Source organism: Tessaracoccus coleopterorum, assembly GCF_011174705.1.
GTDB classification, from domain to species: Bacteria; Actinomycetota; Actinomycetes; order Propionibacteriales; family Propionibacteriaceae; genus Arachnia; species Arachnia coleopterorum.
Genome location: NZ_JAANIJ010000001.1, coordinates 1,646,390 through 1,667,211 on the forward strand (window position 1 = coordinate 1,646,390; position 20,822 = coordinate 1,667,211).

A 20,822-nucleotide genomic window follows, 5' to 3' on the forward strand; every position below is an offset into this window, starting at 1 on the left:
CGGGCACGCGGACCGGGAAGCGGGATCCGTCCGACGACCCGGGTAGGATTCCGGCAGGTACCGGACGAAGGGTGGGCCCACATGCAGATCCTGGTGGTGGACGACGATCAGGCCGTGCGCGACTCGCTCGCGCGTTCCCTGACCTATTCCGGCGACGAGGTGCAGACGGCGGGCGACGGCGTGGAGGCCCTGGCCAAGCTCGTCAGCTACTCCCCCGACGCGATCATCATGGACGTCATGATGCCCCGCCTCGACGGCCTGGAGACCACCCGAATGCTGCGTGACGGCGGCAACGACATCCCGATCCTGATCCTCACCGCCCGTGACGCGGTGGGCGACCGCGTCGACGGCCTCGACGCCGGCGCCGACGACTACATGGTCAAGCCCTTCGCGCTCGATGAGCTGCTGGCGCGGCTCCGCGCGCTCACGCGGCGGGCGAAGCCGGCCGCGGAGGCCGAGTCGCGGGTGCTGACGTTCCAGGACGTCACGCTCGACACCCAGCACCGCGAGGTGACCCGGGCCGGCCAGCACATCTCGCTCACCCGCACCGAGTTCGCGCTGCTGCAGGTGTTCATGGAGAACCCGCGCCGCGTGATGGAACGCAACACGCTCCTCAACGAGGTGTGGGGCTTCGAGTTCCCGACCACCGCCAACTCGCTCGAGGTCTACATCGGGTACCTGCGGCGGAAGACCGAGGCAGGCGGTCGCGCGCGCCTGATCCACACCGTGAGGGGCATCGGGTATGTCCTGCGCGAAACGCCCCGTGATCTCCAGCTGGTGGATCAGGATCCAACGTGCCATCGGTCGGCTGGTCAGCGGCCAGTCACTCCAGTGGCGCCTGGCGCTCCTGACCGGCGCCAGCGTCGCCATCTCGGTGATCGTGGTGGGCGCCACCACCTTCACGGTGACGCGCTGGTCGCTCCAGGATCAGCTTGACCGTGAACTGATCGAGGTCGCCCAGAGCACGACCTCGTCGGTTGCGGGTGAGTACTCCGACAGTGGCCGGCTCACCCAGGGTTGCTGGTCGCATCCAACGGGCTGCTTGCCGTGGTAGGTGCGGACGCCTCCGTCGAGCAGCTTCCCGGCCAGAGCCGCGACATCCCGGCGACCGCCTCCGAGATCTCGATCGCGCGGCTGCAGACGGGCTCCTCGGCCCGCACCCTCTTCACCGACGCCCTCACCTACCGCGTGGTCGCCGTGCCGCTCCGCCTGAACGACGGCACCCCTGTGGCGGTGATGTTCGCCCGCCCCATGACGAGCCTCGAGACCACGCTCGGCACCCTGTGGATCGTGCTGCTGATCGCCGGGGCGCTCGGCGTCATCACCGCGACGATGGCGGCGCTGTGGACCGGCCGCGCCGTCCTCGCCCCGGTGCGGCGGCTGTCGCAGGCCGTGAAGTCCGTGACGCAGACCGACGAACTGAACCCGATCCGCATCTACGGCCGCGATGACCTCGGCGAGCTGACCCAGTCGTTCAACACGATGCTCCGCTCGCTGCAGCAGTCGCGCGAGCAGCAGCGCCAACTGATCGCAGACGCCGGCCACGAACTGCGCACGCCGCTGACCTCGATGCGCACCAACATCGAGCTGCTGGTGGCCGACGACACCACCGGCATGCTGCCGGAAGGCGCCCGCTCCGAGGTGCTCGGCGACGTGGCCGCCCAGCTCGGCGAGTTCTCCGCGCTGGTCGGCGACCTCGTGGCGCTGACCCGGGACGACCACCTCCAGCGTCCACACGAGATGGTCGACCTCGCCGACATCACCATCTCCGCCATCGAGCGCGCCCGCAGGCGCGGCCCGGGCATCGAGTTCGACGCGAGCCTTGAGCCGACGCCGATCATGGGCGATCCCGCCACCCTGGAGCGGGCCATCACGAACCTGCTCGACAACGCGGTGAAGTTCTCCCCGCCGGACGGTGTGATCCGCGTCCACCTCGAGGCCGGCGAGCTCACCATCATCGACCATGGCCCGGGCATCGAAGAGGACGACCTTCCCCTTGTGTTCGACCGCTTCTACCGCTCCGACAAGGCGCGCAACACCCCGGCACCGGCCTCGGGCTCGCGATCGTCGCCCACACCGCGGAGGTGCACGGCGGCTCCGTGAAGGCTGGCAACGAGCCGGGCGCGGGCGCGAAGTTCACGTTCCGGGTGCCGATCCTGGAGATTCCCGCCGAGGCGTACGAGTAGGAGTCCCCGATCGGGCTAGCGCTTGCGCCCCCACAGCAGATAGGCGGTGGGCAGGATCCCCACGGAATTCACGAGCGTGAGCGCCGGGACCCAGACCTCCTTGGGGCCGTTGATCGTGCTCTGGTCGCGCCGGGCGACGTCGACGAGGGCGTAGGCGCGGAGCACAGCGTCGAGGACGCCCCGATCCACAGGGCGCCCCTCACGGGCTTGGGTAGGTTCTCGAACCGGACTTTGTTGGACTTCATCGTCTTTCCTCCTCCCTCCAGCGTAGCCTCGGGCATATGTCCGCACATCAACCAAGTCCTCTGCTCGAATTCGACCCGACGACCCGCGCGTTCATCGAGCCCGGCGCGCTGATCCGTCCCCGTGGGGACATGCCGAAGGCCTGCGTCCTCACCTGGTTCCGGGACGCGGCCGACCGGATGGTCGAGACCACCTTCGGACGGCGGATCGTCCAGCTCCGCTGGGAGGATGGACCGCGGCCCGTCTACGCGATCGAGCACGACTCCCGCACGGTGGCGCTCGCGCCGATGCCGGTGGGAGGGGCGCCCTCGGCGGCCCTGCTGGAAGAGCTGATCGCGCTGGGCTGCCGTTCGTTCATCGCCTGCGGCGGAGCAGGCGCCCTGCGGCCCGAGTTCACCGCCGGGCATGCCGTGCTGGTCACGTCCTCGCTGCGGGACGAGGGCGCCTCCCACCACTACCTCCCACCGTCGCGCACCGTGGAGGCCGACAACCACGCCGTCAGCACGCTGCGCCGCACCCTGACGGAGGCAGGCGTGCCGTTCGACGAGGGCCGCACCTGGACCACCGACGGCCTGTACCGGGAGACGGCAGACAGGATCGCCGCCCGGGTCGCCGAGGACTGCGTCACCGTCGAGATGGAGGCCGCGTCCGTGGCCGCGGTCGCCGAGTTCAGGGTGTCCGCCTGGCCCAGGTGCTCTACTGCGGCGATGACCTCACCGGCGAGGTGTGGGACGAGCGCGGATGGCAGGACAACCACGACGTGCGCGACCGGCTCCTGTCTGTGGCCGCCTCCGCCGCGTTGCGTCTCGAAACCCCCTGACACCTGCCCGGCCGGGTGGCAGGATCGTCGCATGGGAACCATTGACGAGTACCTCGCGGGTCTCCCCGACGCGGACGCGGAGGTCGTCCGAGGCGCCTACGACGTGGCACAACGGGTCGTGCCGCAGGCTGAGCAGGGCCTCGGCTACGGGATGCCTGCCCTCACCTACCGGGGCAAGCCGCTGCTGTCTGTGATGCGCGCGCGGCAGCACTTCGGCATCTACCCGTTCAGCGGCCGGATCGTCGAGGACATCTCCGAACTGCTGGAGGGGATCGACCACGCCAAGGGCACGATCCGGGTGCGGCCCGGGCAGCCGCTGCCCGACGCGGTCATCGAGGCGATCGTGGAGCGCCGCCGCGCTGAGATCGACGGCTGAGCCCATCGACGGCTGGCCCTCGGTCAGGCGCGGTAGTTTCTGAACGCGGGGAACGCGACCGCGACGACGGCGATGCCGACCAGCACGAGCAGTCCCCCACCACCGCTGGCCCAGGCCGGGCCGACCAGCTCCGAGGCCGCACCGTGCGCGGCATCGGCGATGCGGGCCCGCCCGCCACCACGACGATGAACACGCCCTGCAGCCGGCCCGGACATCGTCGTCTGCCGCGGAGAGCAGGATGGTCTGCCGGAAGGCTGCGGACACCATGTCCGCGGCGCCGCCCACGATCAACATGGCGAGCGAGGCGCCGAGCATCAGCGTCACGGTGGACGGGGCCAGCCCGACGAAGAGGCCGAAGAGGGCCATCGCCGCGCCCCACACGCAGATGGCCACCAGCACCGCAGCGCCCTGCAACCGCACCCTCGTCACCCAGCCACTGAACACGCCGCCGAGCACCGCGCCCAACGGCATCGCGGCATACAACAGCGCGAACTCGAGCCCGCCCTCGTCGGGCCCGCCGAACGCGACGTGCGCGATCTCGGGATAGAGCGCGCGGGACATGCCGAACACCATGGCGATCAGGTCGACCAGGAAGCTGAGCAGCAGGATCCGGTGCCCGCGAGATACCGCAGCCCCTCCACCACCGAGCGCAGCCCCGGGCTGCCGGAGCGCCGCTCAACGGGCAGCGGGGCAGCCGGTAGACCGCGTACAGCGTCGCGAGCAGCGTGAAGGTGTCGATCAGGTACAGCCAGGAGTAGCCGAGCACCGGGATCAGCGCACCGCCGACGAGCGGCCCGGCGATCGCACCTGCCGACATCACCGTCATGTTGAGCGCGTTCGCGGCGGGTAGCTGCCGCAGCGGGATCAGCTTGGGCAGGATCGCCACCCGGGTCGGCTGGTTGACGGCGAAGAATGCCTGCTGGAGCGAGAAGAGTGCGAGCAGCAGCCACACGTTGCCGAGGCCGAGGAACGCCTGGAGCCAGAACAACGCTGAGGTGGCCACCAGCCCGAGGGTGGTGATCTCGAGGAGCCTGCGGCGGTCGACGTGGTCGGCCAGCGCCCCACCCCAGAGCCCGAAGACGATGAGAGGCACGAGCCCGAACACGCCCGTCAGGCCCACCATGCCGGACGACCCCGTGATCGCGTAGATCTGCGCCGGCACCGCCACCACCGTCAACTGGGCGCCGATGACGGTGACGATGTTGGCCGTCCACAGGCGCCGGAAGTGTGGTTCGCTCAGCGGCCGGATGTCGGCGATCATCCCGCGCAGCCTCCGCGCGAGGCTCACCTGGTACCCGACCGGTCGATCACGGCCGACACGTTACTCCGCGGTGTGGCCCGCCTCACGCAGTGCCGTCCACTGCAGGACAGACCAGGGGCTGATCAGGAACGGCGTGTTGTCGACCAGCGCGTCCAGGTCGGCGGTCGTGACCCAACGGAACGAGGCGACCTCTTCGGGTTGGGCTCGGGAGCGACATCGGCGTCGAGGATCCACACGGGGCAGATCTCGTTCTCGACGACGCCCGAGTCGTCGACGGCGCGGTAACGGAAGTCGGGCAGCGCGAGCGTGAGCCGCGACGCGTCGACGGTGATGCCGAGCTCGGCGAGGCCATGGCGGGCGATGGTTGCAGTCGGCTCCTCACCGAGGTCCGGGTGCCCGCAGAAGGCGTTGGTCCACACGCCCGGCCAGGTGAGCTTCGACACGGCGCGCCGCGACAGGAGCCAGCGGCCGTCGCTGCCGCGCACGTGGCAGGAGAAGGCACGGTGCAGCGGCGTCGCGTCGGTGTGGACGGTGGACTTGGGGCGGTGCCAAGCACCACGTTCGCGTCGTCGACGAGCACCACGTGCTGGCCGGATCCCAGGTCGGTCATGCCCGGACCCTAGCCGGGCACCCGGGTTTGTGCACGTTCCGGCTGCGCGTCGACGGTCAGCTTCAGCACGCGCGCGTTGGGCAGCGTCGCGAGTTCGGCGCCGTCGACCAGGAGCTTCGAGCCGCGCACGCCCCCGCCGATAACGACCGGGCCTGCCGCGGCTACGGCCTCGTCGACAAGGATGGGCCAGTGGGCGGGCAGGCCCACCGGCGTGATGCCGCCCTGGGTCATGCCGGTGAGTTCCTCGGCCGTCGGCTGGTCGGCGAACGACATCTTGCGCATCCCGAGTTCCCTGCGCACCACCTTGTTCACGTCGGCCCTGTCGGTGGCGAGCACCATGACGGCGGCGTGCACGCTCTCGTCGCCGCGGCGGCCGAACACGACCACGCAGTTGGCGGAGGCCTCCTGCGCGACGTCGTAGGCCTCGCAGAAGGCGGCGGTATCGGCGAGCGTCGCGTCGATCGCGGCGACCCGCGCACCGGGCACGTGGCCCGCCGCGGCCGCCACGGGTGGGGCGACCAGCTCCGGGTTCTCGCGCAGCGGCTTCCAGTCCAGGGTTCCCTCGGCAGATGGCATGGGGATCAGGCTACGCGCTCCAGCAGCGCGGTCGCCGTCGGCTCATCGGTGACGAGGGCATCGATCAGGCGACCCGCCACCGCGCCGCGGATCGCGTCGACCTTCTCGAGACCCCCGCGACTGCGACCACGTTGCTCAGTTCGCGGAGCTCCTCGAGGCCGAGGCCGATCCGGCGGCGCGACCAGTTGGTCTCGACGACGTTGCCCTCGACGTCGAACCACTCGCCCATGATGTCGCCGACGGCGCCGCGGGCCGCGAATCCGGCCACCTCGGCGTCGGTGGTGACACCGAACTGGACGGCGGAGCAGCCGGGGGTCGCCGAGCCCATGCCCGTCAGGGTGACTGCGGCGGAGCGGGCAAGGTCGAGCACTTCGCGCACCGCGTCCTCCCCACGGATCGCCTCGGCCACCTCCGGGTGGACACGAGCAGTGGGGCGGGCAGGGTCCGCAGCCGCTGGAGCACGTGCGGGCTGCGGGTGAGCACCTCGTCGATGGCGGTCAGGGCGCCCGCGGTGGCCACGATCTGCACGCCGTCGAGGTTCTCCTCCGGCAGCATCGACAGCGACCGGGCCACCGAATCGCCCCAGCTGACGCCGACCACGGCGCCGGGGTGCAGGTGGCGCCGGACGAACGCGGCGAGCGCGGCGGCCACCCGCTCGTTGGTCCGCTCCCGGGACATCCGGCCCTGTGCGGTGGGCACGACGACGGCGTCACGGAGGCCGAGGCGGTCACGCAGCCGGGTGGCGAGCTGCATGGCGGCCAGGTACTGGGAGTCGAGCTCGATGCGGACGATGCCCTGCTGTCGGGCGCTCTCCAGCAGCCTGCCGACCGTCTGGCGCGACACGAACAGCCGGGTGGCGATCTGCGCCTGGGTGAGGCCGTCCTCGTAGTAGAGCCACGCGGCCCGCACGACCATGTCGATGTCGTTCGGGGCCGGGTTGAGCACCATCGTGTGTCCTCCTCAGACGTGTTGTGTCCGTGAGCATATGCCCAGTTGGGCCGCCGCCCCTTTCCGGGACGGCCCCGTTGCCTATCTTGGTGGAAAGACTCCAGAGAAAGGCCTCCGGTGAGCCAGATCCCCGCCCTCCAGCACGCCATCCAGATCGTCGGCGTCGATGAGATCGTCGTCAACGACGCCAAGCCGGTCGACCCGGTCGGCCCGCACCAGATGCTGCTCCAGGTCGAGTCGTGCGGCATCTGCTTCAGCGACACCAAGCTTCTGCACGCGTTCGACTCCCACCCACGCAAGGCGGAGGTGGTCGAGGGCATCTCCGCCGAGGCGCTCGCCGAGATCCCCGGCTACAAGCCCGGGTCGCTCCCGACGGTGCCGGGCCACGAGCCGGTTGGCCGCATCGTCGCCGCGGGCGACAAGGTGACGCACTTCAAGGTCGGCGACCGCGTCCTCGTGCAGGCCGACTGGAAGCACCTCCGCACGCCCAAGTCGAACGGCGCGTTCGGCTACAACTTCGAGGGCGCGCTGCAGGAGTACGTCGTCATCGACGAGCGCTGCGTCGTGTCGCCGTCCGGCGAGGAATTCCTGATCCACGTCTCCGACGGCCCGTCCGCCGCTGCCGTCGGCCTCATCGAGCCCTGGGCCACCGTCGAGGGCTCCTACGCCTGGGCCGAGCGCAACCACGTCAAGGATGACGGCACCCTGCTGGTCGTCACCGACGGCGAGGCCACCGGGCTGGCCGACCTGACCGCCGCCCACGCCCCCGGCGAGATCGTCACCATCCCGGCGGCCGACATCGCCTCGATGGAGGGGCGCACGTTCGACGACATCGTCTACTACGGCGCCGACGCGGCCACGATCGAGTCGCTTGCGGCCCTGCTGGGCACCCGCTCGGTGTTCTGCGTGGTGCTCGGTGGCGCCGCCATCGACCGGAGGGTGTCGCTGGACATCGGCCGCGTGCACTACGACTTCATCCGCTTCGTCGGCACCACCGGTGACAGCCCGGCCGACGGCTACGCCTGGATCCCCGCCAACGGCGACCTCCGTGCGGGCGACAACATCGCCATCATGGGCGCCGCGGGCCCGATGGGCCTCATGCACACGATGCGCGCCGTCACGTCGGGCGTGCCCGGCATCACCGTGACCGGCACCGACCTGAACGACGACCGCCTGCGGCACCTCGCCGAGACGGTGGCCCCGGCCGCCGCCGACCGGGGCGTCGCCGTCAGCTACATCAACTCGGGCACCACCGAGCTGCAGCCCGGCTACACGCACATCTCGTGCATGGTTCCGGTGCCGGCGGTCGTGTCGCAGGCCGTCGACCTTGCCGCCGAGGACTCGATCCTCAACGCCTTCGCGGGGATCCCGGCCGGCACGCTCGGCGAGTTCGACCTGCAGGGCATCATCGAGCGCCGCATCTTCATGCTCGGCACCTCGGGCTCCGATGTCTCCGACATGCGCACCGTGCTCGACAAGATCGAGAAGGGCATCATCGACACCCACATCTCGCTCGACGCCGTCACCGGCATGGCCGGGTTCCGCGACGCGATCGACTCGGTGATCAACCGCACCTCCGGCGGCAAGATCATGGTCTACCCGCAGCTCCACGACCTCCCGCTGACCAGGCTCGTCGACATGCCGGAGAAGCTTCCGCACGTCGCGGCGAAGCTGAAGGACGGGATCTGGACCAAGGAGGCCGAGCAGGCCCTGCTCGGCTGACCGCACGGTGTGCCTCCGCGGGAGGCACACCGTCTTCATTCCCGGGCCCGCAGCTTCTCGATGGCCCGGCGGTCACGCTTGGTGGGGCGCCCTGCGCCCCGGTCGCGCACCGCGACCCTCCCACCATCTCCGGGATCGGGGCGGGCTTCTCAGGCGTCCGGTCGATGTAGGCGGCCTGGGCGAGCGGGGCACCGACGCGCTTGTCGAGCGTCGGATCGACGACCTCGATCAGCCTCTCGTCCTGCTCCTTGCGCACCCGCACCTTCTGGCCGGTGACGACGGGCTGCGCGGCCTTGGCGAGCTTGTCGTCGACGCGGACATGGCCACCGCGCACAGCGGCGGTGGCCATCGAACGGGTCTTGTACATCCGCACGGCCCACAGCCAGGAATCCAGTCGCGCCATCGCCCCAGCTTAGGCGAGCCGGTCCCCGCCATGGGGCTGCGGGGTCAGCGGAGACCGAGCCTCCGCGAGCAGGCGGGCCACTGGCCCCAACCGGCCTTGGCCTGCAGCATCTTCGCCCGCTTCGTCTGCTCGGCCGCGGAGGCCCGCGAGGGCAGCCCGGAGCCTCCGACGGAGCGCCAGGTGGACACGGTGAACTGGTAGAGGCCGTGGTAGAGCCCGTTGCTGCTGACGATGCGCGGGTTGCCGCCGGACTCGCACTGCGCGAGCCTGGCCCACACGCCCCACCGATGGCCGACGCGGTGTCCTCCGCCTTCTCCACCTTCGTCCCCACCGTGGTCACCTCGTCCACGGCCTCAACCGCTACCGTCTCCGAGAGCAGCTTCCGCTGCGTCTCCACGCCGTCGCGGGTGGTGACCTCGAAGAGGCGGTCGATGCGTCCGTCGATGCCCTGGGTGGTCACCTGCGTGGTGCCGGACCTGTACTTTCCGCTCTTGACCTGGCTGGCGCCGTGGGCGACCGCCTCGGACTCGGTGACCTGTGTGGTGGCCCAGCGCACGATCGTGAGGACGGTGGCACCGTCCTCCCCGACGGCCACGGTCAGTTCGTCGGCGTCGCCGAGGCTGAGGTCCTGATCGTCGAGCACCGACTGCAGCGGCGTCGGGCCCTCGAGCGAGGCGGTCGAGGCACCGTCGACGTGGACGATGCTGATCTCCCCGCCAGCGGCAGGTCGATCTCGGCACGGCCCTGCGACCGGGAGACCGTCATGGCCATGTCGCGGCCACCCGCCGCCTTCGCGAGTGCGGCACCCGCATGGTCCTCGGTGGTCCAGAGGATCGTGTGCTCGCTGTCGAGGACGACGTCGACGGCCCGCGCCCGGTCGATGCGGACGGTGCTGCCGTCGGCCAGCCGCGCGTCGAGGGCCGGGCTCACCTCGTCGTGTTCGCCCAACTCGATGCCCTGCTCCGCCAGGAGCTCCGACACATCGCCGGTGAACGTGCCGGTGCTGAGGAGCCGTCCGTCCGCCTCGAGGGTCACAGATTTGTGCGCGGCGGCCACCCCGACGCCGCCGAGCCCGAGCAGCAGCGCCAGCGAGATGGCCACCCCTGTGACCGCGACGCCGGGGCGCCTGCCGCGCGGCGCGGAACGCTTCGGGGAGGCCAGCTCGGTGACCTCGTCGATCCGGATCGACGCGTCGTCGGCCATGCGGCGTGGTGTGCTCATGCTTCTCCCATGGTGGCTCGATCGGCGCCAAGACTACCGATGGGGCCTTGTCACTGTCGCATCGCAGGGCACCGGCCGCACGGTCCGACCCCACCGGTAGGCTGCCTGGCAGGAGGAGAAGCACATGAGCATTCAGGATTACGGACCGCAGCCCAACGTCTTCGACATCGAGGCCGCGACCGTCGCGAACCCCAACTACCGCACCGTCGCGTGGACCGGGAAGTACCTTCAGGTGACGCTGATGTCGATTCCGGTGGGTGGGTCGATCGGCCTCGAGACGCACCCCGAGACCGACCAGTTCCTGCGCATCGACGCCGGCCGCGGCCGCGTCACGATGGGCCCCGCCGAGGACGACCTTCCGTTCAGCGAGGAGGTGGGTGACGGCTGGTCCATCCAGGTGCCCGCCGGCACCTGGCACGACGTGATCAACATCGGCGACGAGCCCCTCCAGCTCTACACGATCTACGCCCCACCCATCACGCGGCCGGAAAGGTACACGCGACGTTCGCCGACGCCGAGGCCGACGAGGAGTCCGGCAACGACGAGCCACCCGCATGGAGCCACCAGCCGCACCCGGAGCACTGAGGATGACGCGCAGGGCCATCGTCACCGGCCACAGCCGCGGGCTCGGGGCGGCAGTCACGGCCGCGCTCACCGCGGACGGGTGGGACGTGCTGGGTGTCTCCCGCTCGGCCGGCGAGCGGGTCGATCTGGCCGATCCCACGGCGCTGGCCACCTGGCTCGACGGCCCCACGGTCGCCGACTTCCTGGCGGGCGCCGATGAGGTGCTGCTGATCAACAACGCGGGGCTGCTCGGACCGGCAACCGTCGCGGGTCCGCAGGAGGCGGCCTCCGTGACGGCCGCCGTCAACGTCAACGTGACCGCCCCGATCCTGCTCACCAACGCCGTCCTCGCGGCCCGCCCGGACGGGGTGCCCGTGAGGATCGTGCACGTCTCGAGCGGTGCGGGACGGCGCCCGATCGTCGGGTGGAGCGTGTACTGCGCCACCAAGGCGGCCGTCGACCAGCATGCCCTGACGGTGGCGGCCGAGCGGTTGCCCGGGTGCGGATCGCGGCCATCGCGCCGGGCGTGGTCGACACGTCGATGCAGGCCCAGATCCGCGGCTCGGAGGACTTCCCGGGTCGCTCCGACTTCGTCGCCCTGAAGGACGAGGGCCACCTGCTGACGCCCGAGGCCTCCGCCTCCCGGCTGCTGGCGATCGCCCTGGCCGACGATTTCGGTGCGGAGACGCTGACGCGGGTCTGACGCGTCGGGTTCTTCGCCGCGGAACCGGGACTAACCTGGAATGCGGCAAAGGAGACGACATGGGTCGGATCGAGACGCTGCGGGCCTTCGGGCGCACAGACATCGCCACCGCCGGAGGCAAGGGAGCCAACCTCGGCGAACTGGTGAGGGCCGGGTTCCCCGTGCCCGACGGCTTCATCATCACGACGGGGGCCTACGACGAGTACCTGGGGCAGACGACCTGCGCGCCCGCCTCGCCGCCGCCCCGACGGCACGGCGGCGAGGGCGCTGTTCGATCGCCCGCTCCCCGCGGACCTCGCCGACGCGGTCACGGAGGCTTACCGCGCCCTCGGGAGGGGCCGGTCGCCGTCAGATCGTCGGCCACCGCGGAGGACCTCGCCGACGCCTCGTTCGCCGGCCAGCAGGACACCTTCCTCAACGTGCGGGGCGCCACCGACCTGCTCGACGCCGTCCGGCGGTGCTGGGCATCGCTGTGGACCGACCGCGCCATCGCGTACCGGGCGAGGGCGGGGTGCGTGACGCGAGCCTCGCCGTCGTCGTGCAGCGACTCGTCGACGCGGACGCGGCGGGCGTCATGTTCACCGCGAACCCGGCCAACGGGCGCCGTGGGGAGGTCGTCATCAACGCGGCGTTCGGGCTCGGCGAGGCCGTCGTCGGCGGCGAGGTGACCCCGACGAGCTCGTGGTCGAGGCGGGCAGCGTCACCTCCCGCACCACCGCGGACAAGGCGGTCCGCACCGTCACCACCGGCTCCGGAACCGTCACCGCCGGGCAGTCCGCCGACCGGCGGCACGCACGGGTGCTGACCGACGCCCAGGCCGTGTCCCTCGCCGATCTCGGGCGCCGGATCGAGCGGCACTTCGGCTCCCCGCAGGACATCGAGTGGACCCTCCGCGACGGCGCGTTCCAGGTGGTGCAGAGCCGCCCCGTCACCGCTCTCCCGCCCGAGACCGGGCCGGCGCCCACGACGTGGCCGCTGGAGCGCAGCGACGGCATGTACGTGCGCGCCTCGATCGTGGAGCAGCTTCCCGACCCGCTCTCGACGCTGTTCGCCGACCTCATCCGCCCGTCAGTGGCCGCATCGCTGCGGACCGTGCTCGAGCGCTACTTCAAGGACGGCGTGCTCGAGCCGGAAGACATGGACTTCCCGACCGTCAACGGATTCGCCTACTACTTCTACTCCAACGCGGGATGTGGCGGCTGGTGAAGGCGGCGCCCACCGCGTTGCCCGTGGTGTTCCGCAGCGGGAGCGACCTGAACGGCCTGACGATGTGGCGCACCATCGGGCTGCCCGCCTACCGGGCCGTCGTGGAGCGGCACGCACACGACGACCCGACGACGATGACGGCGTCCGCCCTGCTCGACACGGCCACCGAGCTGATCTCCGCCGGCGCCGAGTACTACACCTTCGTCCAGGCCCTGATCCCCAGTCGGCGACCGCCGAGATCGCCTTCACGAAGCTGTACGGGGCCCTGGTGCGGCACCCCGGTCGGCCGCCCGCGCTGGCCCTGCTGCTGGGCGCCGAGTCGGAGCCGATCCGCGCGGAGCGGTCGCTCTACGCGCTGGCGACGTGGTGCAGAAGGTATCCGGAGGTGGTCTCGGCGATCCTCGACGGGCGCCGGGTGCCTGGGGCGCGGCGGGCCCGGTTCGATGAACTGCTGCGCGAGCACCTGGACCGCTTCGGACACCTGACCTACAACCTCGACGTCATGCAGCCGGTGGCGGCCGACGACCCGTCCGCCGTCATGGTGGCGCTGCGCTACGCCGTGTCGGGCCGGGCGACCGACCCGGACGATCGACTCGCCCGGCTCCGCGCCGACCGGGAGTCGGCCACCGCCTGGTTGTGGGGCCATGTCGGCCCGCTCCGCAGGCGCCTGCTGGAGCGCGCGCTGAGGAAGGCCCACGAGCTCGGCCCGCTGCGGGAGGACGCGCTCGCCGACGTCGGGCTGGGCTGGCCTGCGGTGCGCCGGATGCTGCGCGAGCTGGGAAGCCGCCTCACCGAGGCCGGCGTCGTGCTGGAACGCGACGACGTGTTCTGGCTCACCGGTGAGGAGGTGCGGCAGGCGGCGGGAGCCTCGACGCCGGGCGCGAGGCAGGATCGTCGCTCGCGGCCGCCGTCGACGCGCGGAAGGTGCAGTGGCGCGGGCGCAGGCAGATCGCGACCCCACCGGGGTGGCTGCCCGCCAGGGGCTGGGCCTACCGGGCGTTCCGGCGGTTCATGCCGACCAACGAGTCCACGCAGGACGGCGACACGCTGCGGGGCCTCGGCGCGAGCGGCGGCACCGCGACGGGCACCGCGCGGCTGCTGCGGGGCCGGAGGACTTCGCCTCGATGCGGCCCGGGGATGTGCTGGTCGCTCCCATCACCACACCCGCGTACACGCCGTTCTTCGCGATGGCCTCAGCGGTGGTCACGGACGTCGGTGGGCCGCTGTCGCACAGTTCGATCGTGGCGCGCGAGTACGGCATCCCCGCCGTGCTCGGCACCGGCTCGGCCACCGCGCGGATCCGCAGCGGCGACCAGGTGACGGTCGACGGGGACCGCGGCCGCGTGCTGTTGCCGAAGGCCGGCTGACAGCGGCCGGGTCGGCCGGGCGTCACGCCTGCTCGGAGGCGGTCAGCGGGGTCGCGATGGCCCACCCTGCGACGCGGGTGGCGAACCTGCCCAGCGGCAACCCGACGAGCCGGTCGAACCACCTCGACGTCGGGAGGTCGAGCATCTGCCTCGCCCAGACAGGCAGCGTCGCGACGGCGCCGGCCGCGAGCATCCAGTAGCCGAGCTTCCCGGGCCACGGCACCGGGGGCGTCCGCAGGATGAAGTCGACGGTGTCGCGCGCGGCGGGCGAGACGCGAAGCTCGGGCCGGTAGGCGTCGATGACCGCGAGCAGGTCGGCCTCGGTGCGTGGCAGGTCGACGGCGCCGAGCAGTTCCCCGACCGGTGCCGCCGAGGCGACGTACGCGTCGGCCTCCCCCGGCCCGAGCCGCGCGGGCCCGAAGGCCTGGTAGGAGGCGAGGAAGCTCTGCGTCTCGGCGACGTGCACCCAGGCGAGCAGGTGCGGGTCGGACGCCCGGTAGGGGGTGCCGTCATCGGTCTTGCCGCGGACCCGCTCATGCACGGAGCGGACCCGGCCGATCAGGGCCTCGGCCGACGGGATGGGGCCGTAGGTCGTCATGGCGATGAACTCGCCTGTGCGCTGCAGCCGCCCCCACGGGTCGGACCGGTACCCCGAATGCCCGGCGACGCCCGCCATGGCGGCGGGGTGGAGCGCCTGGAGCAGCAGCGCCCGGATGCCTCCGGCGTACATGGCGGCGTCGCGGTTGATACGCCAGATCGCCTCGTCGCTCCGGTGCCAGCGCTCGCCGTCAGCGCCCCAGATGCTCGCTTCGCGGGCCTCCGGGTCGGGGCCGGCGACCTTGTCACGGATCGCCGACCCGATGAGGTGACGCAGCTTCTCGATCGGGCGCATGCCCCAAGGGTATGCGCGAACCGGCTAGATGTACTTCCCCGTGACGTTGTGAACGCGTTCTGAGGGGTTTGGCCGCCGATCCCGGTGTGGGGTCTGTGGTGATTGTAGTGATGCAGCCACGTTTCGTAGGCAGCGGCTCGTTCGGCTTCGCTGGTGTAGGGCTTCGCGTATGCCCACTCGGCGGCGAGGGTGCGGTTGAAGCGCTCGACCTTCCCGTTGGTCTGCGGCCGGTAGGGCTTGGTCCACTTGTGTTTGACGCCCTCTCCGAGAGCGTCGCGGAAGGCGTGGGATCGGTAGCAGGCGCCGTTGTCGGTCATCACCGCGGTGACGGTCACGCCGAGTCCCTGGAAGAACGCGTTCGCGCGGGTCCAGAACCCGCGGCGGTCTCCTTGCGTTCGTCGTCGAGGATCTCCGAGTACGCGACCCGGGAGTGGTCGTCGACGGCGTGGTGGAGGTATCGGTAGCCGCGGGAGCCTGCCGCTCCTGCCCGCGTTGCCTTGTCGCGGGCGGAACCCGCGGCGCGGTCCTGCGTGGATCCGCGGCCGTGGGCGTGCCAGCCGCCGCCGTCGGGGATCCGGCCCTGCTTCTTGATGTCGACGTGCACGAGCTGCCCGGGCGCGGCGACCTCGTACCGTTTCGGCTTCGGCTTTCGCACCGGCAGCCCGGTGGCCTGGTCGATGTCCACCAGCTTCGGCATGCCGTACCGGGCCAGCACACGACCCACCGTCGAGCGTGCCAGATGCAGGTGATACGCGATCCGGTGCGGACCCCACCGGCGCGTGAACCGCAACGCGATGATGCGCCGCTCCAACTTCCGCGGCAGTCGATTCGGCGAGGACGCCGGCCTCGAGCTGCGGTCAGTGAGTGGCTGCCCGGCCCGATACCTGTCGACCCACCGTTTCGCCGTCGCCGGCGAGCACTGGAACCGTTCCGCCGCGCGTCGCAGCGACCAGCCGCGATCGACGACGAGAACAACAAGACGACGACGCCCCTCCGGCGTCAAAGGCGCGTTAGCGTGGGACATGAAGACCTCCGTGAGCAAGATGCGAGTGTGGTAACCCACATCCTGCACGGAGGTCTTCGCCTACCTCACCCGTTCACAACCTGCCGGGGAAGTACAGCTAGAAGACCTGTCTCCAGTTGGTGGCGGCGAGGTCGAGCAGTTCGTCGCCGCGGCCGTTGAGCACGGTGCGGATCGCGTACAGCGCGAAGCCCTTGAGCTGCTCCTGGGTGATCTTCGGCGGGATGGTCAGTTCCTGGCGACCCGTGGGGATGTCGATCAGCGCAGGTCCGTCGTGCGCGAACGCCTCGCGGAGCGTCTCCTCCAGCTTGGCGGCGTCGTCGACGCGGTAGCCCTTGACTCCGATCGCCTCGGCGACCTTCGCGAAGTCGGGGTTGACGAGGTCGGTGCCGAAGTCGACGAAGCCGGCGGCCTTCATCTCGAGCTCCACGAAGTTGAGGCTGGAGTTGTTGAGCACGACCACCTTCACCGGCAGCTTCTCCTGGACGAGGGTGAGCAGCTCACCGAAAAGCATGGTGAGGCCGCCGTCGCCCGACATCGTGACGATCTGGCGCCCGGGGAACGCGGCCTGCGCGCCGATGGCCTGCGGGATCGCGTTGGCCATGGAGCCGTGGCTGAAGGAGCCGACGATGCGGCGCCTTCCGTTCATGGTGAGGTAGCGGGCTGCGTAGATGACGGGCGAGCCCACGTCGGGGAGGAAGACGGCGTCGTCAGCGGCGAGCTGGTCGATCACCTTCGCCACATACTGCGGGTGGAGCGGCTTGCCCTTCGGCGTGGGGGTGGCGAGGTCGTCGAGCTTGGTGCGGGTCTTCCGGTAGTGCTTCTGGGCCTCCTCCAGGTGGGAGCGGTCCTTCTTGCGCGGCACCATCCGGATCAACGCCTCGGCGGTGTCCTTGACCGTGCCGACCAACCCGAGGTCGAGCTGGACGCGGCGGCCGAGCTGCTCGCCGCGCACGTCGACCTGGATCACCTTGGCGTTGTCCGGGTAGAACTGCTGGTAGGGGAAGTCGGTGCCGAGCATCAGGAGGGTGTCGGCGTTGGCCATGGCGCGGTAGCCGCTGGCGAACCCGAGCAGGCCCGTCATGCCGACGTCGAACGGGTTGTCGTACTCGACGTGCTCCTTGCCACGCATGGCGTGCACGATCGGGGCCCCCAGCACGTCGGCCAACGCGACCAGCTCATCGTGTGCCCCCGCCGCGCCTGCGCCGGCAAGGATGGTGATGCGCTTGCCGTTGTCGAGGAGCTCGACGGCGCGCCCCAGATCCTCCGAGCCCGGGATGACGCGCGGCTCCGCCTCGAAGGCGTGGGCCAGCTGGTCGCCGGCGGCCTGGCTGAGCGCCACGTCCCCGGGATCACCAGCACCGCCACGCCCCGCTTGGAGATGGCCTCCTGCATGGCGATGCGGAGGAGGCGGGGCATCTGGTCGGGGCTGCTGACGAGTTCGGCCCAGACGGAGCACTCGCGGAACAGCTCCTGCGGGTGGGTCTCCTGGAAGTAGTTGGAGCCGATCTCACCGGAGGGAATGTGCGCGGCGATCGCGAGCATCGGCACCCGGCTGCGCTGGGCGTCGAAGAGACCGTTGATGAGGTGGAGGTTGCCCGGCCCGCAGGAGCCTGCACAGACCGTCAGCCTGCCGGTCAGCTCGGCCTCGGCCCCGGCGGCGAAGGCGGCGGACTCCTCGTGTCTGACGTGGACCCACTCGAGCTTGGACGAACTGCGGACCGCGTCTGTGAGGCCGTTGAGCGAGTCTCCGGAGAGACCGTAGATCCGCTCGACCCCTGTGCTTCCAGCGATGAAACGATGATCTGCGCGACGGTAGCCATGTGCTTGATTCTTCTACATTCTCCGCCCCATCACCGACGAAGCACAGGGTCGCCCGCAGTCAACGCCGTTACTCCGGTCGCGAACACCCGACACCCGGGCGGGTCAGGCAGTCAGCAGGCCGTCGATCTGGTTGATCGCCGAGGTCGCTCCCTCGATCATCCCCATGTCGAGCACCTGCTGCAACGACTCGGCGGTCGGGTAGACCGATACCGCCGTCATGGTGGTGTGCCCACCGTTCGGCTCGAAGCGGTAGGTGTTGATGCTGACCGGGAGATCGGTGTTCTCGGCAAACGTCTCGTCGACGGCGAACCCGTCCTCGAAGGTGAAACTCCTGGGCGAGTCCACCTCCGTGACGCGCCAGAAGCCGTAGTACCGCTCCCCGTCGGGACCGGTCATGAAGTAGTTCATCCTGCCGCCCGGTGCGAGGTCGTGGTCGACGAAGGTGGCGGGATGCGTGGGCGGGCCCCAGACCCGCTCGAGCTGACGCGGGTCGGCGTAGACCTGCCAGACGCGCTCTACGGGGGCCGCGAAGTCGGCGGTGAGGATGATGGTGCGCGACTCGAGGTCGTGCGTTGCATCGGTGAGAGGCATGGTGGTTCATCCCTTCGGATCGGGTTGCGGTTCGGCCAGGAGTTCGTCGATGCGGGCGATGCGCCCGCGCCAGACGTCCTCGAGCTCGGCGAGCATGTCGCGCACGGAGCGGACCGCCGCGATGTCGCCGCTGGTGAGGGCCTCGCGGCCCTGTCGCCGCTTGGTGATGAGGCCCGCCTTCTCCAGGACGGCGATGTGTTTCTGGACGGCGGCGAAGCTCATGTCGTACTTCGCCGCGAGGGCCGAGACGCTGTGCTCCCCGGCAAGTACCCGACGCAGAACATCGCGCCGGGTGCGGTCGGCGAGCGCGTGGAACAGTGCGTCTGCACGATCCTCTTCGTTCCCGGCCATGCCGCCCAATCTACAACCATTTAGTTGCATGTCAAGGGTCCGCGGCCCACTTCCCGCCCGACGCGCCCTCCCGGGCCACCCGCCGACAGCATCCGGACACCGACCCAGGGCATTTTGGTTAGCCAAACTAATGAACTAGGCTAACTACCCGAAGAGGGAGTACAACACATGAATCTGTCGGCGGAGACCGGGAACAACGCGGAGGACGCGCCCATGATCACGCTCGCGAACGACCTGCGGCTGGCGTGCCAACGCATCGCCCGCCGGGTGCGCTTCGAGTCGACGACCGCCGTCGCACCGCACCAGTTCTCGGTGCTCGTCTACCTGCACCGCATCGGCCCGCAGACGCCGACGCAGCTCGCCGCCCACGACCGGGTCAGCGCGCCGTCCATGACGAAGACCGTCAACTGCCTCGCCGAGGACGGCCTCGTCGAGCGCTTCCCCCATCCCGACGACCGGCGGCAGGTGCTCGTGCGCCCCACCGAGGCCGGGCACGCCGTCATCCGTGACACCATCGCCCAGCGCGACACCTGGATGCTCGAGCACCTCGAGGGCCTCAGCGAGGAGCAGCTCACCCTGCTGCGCAGCGCCGCCGACCTGCTACTGGAGGTCTCGGATGCCTGAACGCCTCAGTACCTTCGCCTCCCTCGGGATCCGCAACTACCGCTACTTCTTCGTCGGCGCGCTCGTCAGCAACCTCGGCACCTGGATCCAGCGCATCGGCCAGGACTGGCTGGTGCTCACCGAACTGACCGACAACTCCAGCACCGCTCTGGGCATCGTGACCGCCCTGCAGTTCCTCGCGATCCCGCTGCTCGCCCCCTATGCGGGCGCCATCATCGACCGCTACCCCAAGCGCAAGGTGCTGATCGTCACCCAGGTCGGCCTGATGCTGACGGCGCTCGGGCTCTGGGCCCTTGTCGCAACCGGAACCGTCGCGTTGTGGCACGTCTACGTCTTCGCTCTGCTGATGGGCATCATCACGGCCTTCGACAACCCGGCGCGGCAGGCGTTCGTCACCGAGATCGTGCCGGAGGACCACATCACCAACGCCGTCGGCCTCAACTCGACGTCGTTCAACGGCGCCCGTCTCGTGGGTCCCGGCCTCGCCGGCCTACTGGTCGCCGCGGTCGGCGTCGGCCCGACCCTGCTGATCAACGCGCTGAGCTTCCTCGGCATGATCGCCGCCGTGATCGCCATGCACGGCGACGAGCTGCGCCCCGCCCCGATCCCCAAGACGAGGGCGGCGCCCTCGACGGGCTGCGCTACCTCTGGCACCGACCCGACCTGATCGTGGTCCTCGTGATGGTGTTCGTGCTCGGCACCTTCGGCATGAACTTCCAGATCTTCAACGCCACCATGTCGACGGTCGAGTTCGGGAGGGGTGCCTCCGCCTTCGGCATGCTGGGCACCATCATGGCCGTCGGCACCCTCGCGGGCGCCCTGATGGCGGCCCGCCGCACGAAGCCGACGCTGCGCACCCTGATGCTGTCGATGGTCGGCTTCTCGATCAGCACCTTCGCGCTGGCGCTGTCCCCCAACTACTACGTCTACGCTGCGCTCCTCATCCCGACGGGCTTCTTCTCCCTCACCGCGATGACCACGGCGAACGCGTCGGTGCAGTTGGGCACCGCCCCGGAGTTCAGGGGCCGCGTGATGGCCGTCTACATGGCGATCTTCCTCGGCGGCACCCCGCTCGGGTCGCCTTTCATCGGCTGGGTGGGCCAGGTTCTCGGGCCACGCGCCTCGGTGCTGGTCGGCTCGGTGACGGTGGGACTCTGCGCCATCGGCGTGTTCGCCTACCTCGTCCTCCACAAGGGCATGCGGGTCAGGGTGGCGCGACACCCGATCCGGATAAGGGTGTGGACGCACCGCTCGGAGGCCCCGGCCGTCAGCTGAAAACCCGCGCGCTAGTGTCGGTGCCACAGGCAACCATC

Annotated in this window: 22 protein-coding genes and 8 pseudogenes; 13 read left to right on the forward strand and 17 right to left on the reverse strand. The window is 70.4% G+C overall.

Annotated elements, in window-relative coordinates:
• Positions 1-81: 81 nt before the first annotated feature.
• Together G7085_RS10560 and G7085_RS25540 are read left to right on the forward strand one after the other, a co-directional pair.
• Positions 82-759: pseudogene (locus G7085_RS10560) on the forward strand (response regulator transcription factor); the annotation flags it as partial.
• A 573-nt stretch (positions 760-1,332) separates the two neighbouring features.
• Positions 1,333-2,186 (forward strand): annotated as a pseudogene (locus G7085_RS25540) (sensor histidine kinase).
• Between the two features lie 15 nt (positions 2,187-2,201).
• Here G7085_RS25540 and G7085_RS10570 read toward each other — a convergent pair.
• Positions 2,202-2,375 (reverse strand): DUF5652 family protein, encoded by a 174-nt coding sequence (locus G7085_RS10570; RefSeq protein ID WP_197510923.1) that lies wholly within the window; start codon positions 2,373-2,375, stop codon positions 2,202-2,204.
• Between the two features lie 185 nt (positions 2,376-2,560).
• On the opposite strand from G7085_RS10570, the gene G7085_RS10575 reads away from it, so the two are divergent.
• Positions 2,561-3,625 (forward strand): phosphorylase family protein, encoded by a 1,065-nt coding sequence (locus G7085_RS10575; RefSeq protein WP_197510924.1) that lies wholly within the window; start codon positions 2,561-2,563, stop codon positions 3,623-3,625.
• Here G7085_RS10575 and G7085_RS10580 read toward each other — a convergent pair.
• The 5 genes from G7085_RS10580 to G7085_RS30160 all read right to left on the reverse strand — a co-directional run bounded on the left by G7085_RS10580 (position 3,579) and on the right by G7085_RS30160 (position 7,020).
• Positions 3,579-4,913 carry an MFS transporter gene (locus tag G7085_RS10580; protein ID WP_331715612.1) on the reverse strand — a complete coding sequence of 445 codons (1,335 nt, stop codon included), beginning with the start codon at positions 4,911-4,913 and terminating at the stop codon, positions 3,579-3,581. The genes G7085_RS10575 and G7085_RS10580 overlap by 47 nt on opposite strands.
• A gap of 95 nt (positions 4,914-5,008) precedes the next feature.
• Positions 5,009-5,482, reverse strand: coding sequence for an isopentenyl-diphosphate Delta-isomerase (idi, locus tag G7085_RS10585; RefSeq protein WP_197512850.1), 474 nt, complete (start codon positions 5,480-5,482; stop codon positions 5,009-5,011).
• Between the two features lie 23 nt (positions 5,483-5,505).
• Positions 5,506-6,072, reverse strand: coding sequence for a YbaK/EbsC family protein (locus tag G7085_RS10590; RefSeq protein WP_197510925.1), 567 nt, complete (start codon positions 6,070-6,072; stop codon positions 5,506-5,508).
• Positions 6,073-6,136: 64 nt separating this feature from the next.
• Positions 6,137-6,451 carry a sugar-binding domain-containing protein gene (locus tag G7085_RS32510; RefSeq protein ID WP_331715614.1) on the reverse strand — a complete coding sequence of 105 codons (315 nt, stop codon included), beginning with the start codon at positions 6,449-6,451 and terminating at the stop codon, positions 6,137-6,139.
• Entirely contained in the window at positions 6,406-7,020 is a 615-nt protein-coding gene (locus G7085_RS30160; protein WP_197510927.1) for a sugar-binding domain-containing protein, read from the reverse strand. The genes G7085_RS32510 and G7085_RS30160 overlap by 46 nt, the downstream gene beginning before the upstream one ends.
• A gap of 117 nt (positions 7,021-7,137) precedes the next feature.
• Between G7085_RS30160 and G7085_RS10605 the strand changes: the two genes are divergently transcribed.
• Complete coding sequence (locus tag G7085_RS10605; protein ID WP_197510928.1) at positions 7,138-8,742, forward strand: alcohol dehydrogenase catalytic domain-containing protein; 1,605 nt, start codon at positions 7,138-7,140, stop codon at positions 8,740-8,742.
• A 325-nt stretch (positions 8,743-9,067) separates the two neighbouring features.
• Here G7085_RS10605 and G7085_RS32515 read toward each other — a convergent pair.
• From G7085_RS32515 to G7085_RS10625, 4 genes and pseudogenes are all read right to left on the reverse strand, one after another.
• Positions 9,068-9,145 (reverse strand): annotated as a pseudogene (locus tag G7085_RS32515) (RNA-binding S4 domain-containing protein); the annotation flags it as partial.
• A gap of 44 nt (positions 9,146-9,189) precedes the next feature.
• Positions 9,190-9,423, reverse strand: a complete 234-nt coding sequence (locus tag G7085_RS10615; RefSeq protein WP_197510929.1) for a transglycosylase family protein — start codon at positions 9,421-9,423, stop codon at positions 9,190-9,192.
• A 101-nt stretch (positions 9,424-9,524) separates the two neighbouring features.
• A pseudogene (locus tag G7085_RS34785) lies at positions 9,525-9,788 on the reverse strand (G5 domain-containing protein); the annotation flags it as partial.
• The gene (locus G7085_RS10625; RefSeq protein ID WP_197510931.1) at positions 9,743-10,366 is read right to left on the reverse strand and encodes a ubiquitin-like domain-containing protein; all 624 of its coding nucleotides are present in this window, start codon (positions 10,364-10,366) and stop codon (positions 9,743-9,745) included. The pseudogene G7085_RS34785 and the gene G7085_RS10625, both read right to left, overlap by 46 nt.
• 124 nt (positions 10,367-10,490) lie before the next feature.
• Between G7085_RS10625 and G7085_RS10630 the strand changes: the two are divergent.
• From G7085_RS10630 to G7085_RS10655, 5 genes and pseudogenes are all read left to right on the forward strand, one after another.
• Positions 10,491-10,951: pseudogene (locus G7085_RS10630) on the forward strand (cupin domain-containing protein).
• Positions 10,952-10,953: 2 nt separating this feature from the next.
• On the forward strand, positions 10,954-11,532 hold the full coding sequence (locus tag G7085_RS10635) for an SDR family NAD(P)-dependent oxidoreductase (RefSeq protein ID WP_197510932.1): 579 nt from the start codon (positions 10,954-10,956) through the stop codon (positions 11,530-11,532).
• The gene (locus G7085_RS10640; protein WP_197510933.1) at positions 11,472-11,633 is read left to right on the forward strand and encodes a hypothetical protein; all 162 of its coding nucleotides are present in this window, start codon (positions 11,472-11,474) and stop codon (positions 11,631-11,633) included. The genes G7085_RS10635 and G7085_RS10640 overlap by 61 nt, the downstream gene beginning before the upstream one ends.
• Positions 11,634-11,692: 59 nt before the next feature.
• Positions 11,693-12,839, forward strand: a pseudogene (locus G7085_RS25545) (PEP/pyruvate-binding domain-containing protein).
• Positions 12,836-13,324 carry a hypothetical protein gene (locus G7085_RS10655; protein ID WP_231979415.1) on the forward strand — a complete coding sequence of 163 codons (489 nt, stop codon included), beginning with the start codon at positions 12,836-12,838 and terminating at the stop codon, positions 13,322-13,324. Before G7085_RS25545 ends, G7085_RS10655 begins: the two are co-directional and overlap by 4 nt.
• A 67-nt stretch (positions 13,325-13,391) precedes the next feature.
• On the opposite strand, the gene G7085_RS10660 is transcribed toward G7085_RS10655, so the two are convergent.
• Positions 13,392-13,676, reverse strand: coding sequence for a hypothetical protein (locus G7085_RS10660; RefSeq protein ID WP_197510937.1), 285 nt, complete (start codon positions 13,674-13,676; stop codon positions 13,392-13,394).
• A gap of 287 nt (positions 13,677-13,963) precedes the next feature.
• Between G7085_RS10660 and G7085_RS10665 the strand changes: the two genes are divergently transcribed.
• The gene (locus G7085_RS10665) at positions 13,964-14,206 is read left to right on the forward strand and encodes a PEP-utilizing enzyme (RefSeq protein WP_197510938.1); all 243 of its coding nucleotides are present in this window, start codon (positions 13,964-13,966) and stop codon (positions 14,204-14,206) included.
• Between the two features lie 22 nt (positions 14,207-14,228).
• Here G7085_RS10665 and G7085_RS10670 read toward each other — a convergent pair whose 3' ends face one another.
• The 6 genes and pseudogenes from G7085_RS10670 to G7085_RS10690 form a co-directional block, all read right to left on the reverse strand.
• Positions 14,229-15,098 carry an oxygenase MpaB family protein gene (locus G7085_RS10670; RefSeq protein WP_197510939.1) on the reverse strand — a complete coding sequence of 290 codons (870 nt, stop codon included), beginning with the start codon at positions 15,096-15,098 and terminating at the stop codon, positions 14,229-14,231.
• A gap of 24 nt (positions 15,099-15,122) precedes the next feature.
• Positions 15,123-16,122 (reverse strand): annotated as a pseudogene (locus G7085_RS10675) (IS481 family transposase).
• Between the two features lie 97 nt (positions 16,123-16,219).
• The gene (locus G7085_RS10680; protein ID WP_331715615.1) at positions 16,220-17,461 is read right to left on the reverse strand and encodes a thiamine pyrophosphate-dependent enzyme; all 1,242 of its coding nucleotides are present in this window, start codon (positions 17,459-17,461) and stop codon (positions 16,220-16,222) included.
• A gap of 197 nt (positions 17,462-17,658) precedes the next feature.
• A pseudogene (locus G7085_RS32520) lies at positions 17,659-17,913 on the reverse strand (thiamine pyrophosphate-binding protein); the annotation flags it as partial.
• Between the two features lie 132 nt (positions 17,914-18,045).
• The gene (locus G7085_RS10685; protein WP_197510940.1) at positions 18,046-18,534 is read right to left on the reverse strand and encodes an SRPBCC family protein; all 489 of its coding nucleotides are present in this window, start codon (positions 18,532-18,534) and stop codon (positions 18,046-18,048) included.
• Positions 18,535-18,540: 6 nt separating this feature from the next.
• Positions 18,541-18,885 (reverse strand): ArsR/SmtB family transcription factor, encoded by a 345-nt coding sequence (locus G7085_RS10690; RefSeq protein WP_197510941.1) that lies wholly within the window; start codon positions 18,883-18,885, stop codon positions 18,541-18,543.
• A gap of 168 nt (positions 18,886-19,053) precedes the next feature.
• On the opposite strand from G7085_RS10690, the gene G7085_RS10695 reads away from it, so the two are divergent.
• From G7085_RS10695 to G7085_RS30170, 3 genes are read left to right on the forward strand one after another with little or no spacing between them, the layout of a single operon-like run.
• Positions 19,054-19,509 carry a MarR family winged helix-turn-helix transcriptional regulator gene (locus tag G7085_RS10695; protein WP_197510942.1) on the forward strand — a complete coding sequence of 152 codons (456 nt, stop codon included), beginning with the start codon at positions 19,054-19,056 and terminating at the stop codon, positions 19,507-19,509.
• The gene (locus G7085_RS30165) at positions 19,502-20,176 is read left to right on the forward strand and encodes an MFS transporter (RefSeq protein WP_269451835.1); all 675 of its coding nucleotides are present in this window, start codon (positions 19,502-19,504) and stop codon (positions 20,174-20,176) included. Before G7085_RS10695 ends, G7085_RS30165 begins: the two co-directional genes overlap by 8 nt.
• A gap of 2 nt (positions 20,177-20,178) precedes the next feature.
• Positions 20,179-20,784 carry an MFS transporter gene (locus tag G7085_RS30170; RefSeq protein WP_331715616.1) on the forward strand — a complete coding sequence of 202 codons (606 nt, stop codon included), beginning with the start codon at positions 20,179-20,181 and terminating at the stop codon, positions 20,782-20,784.
• Positions 20,785-20,822 lie beyond the last annotated feature (38 nt).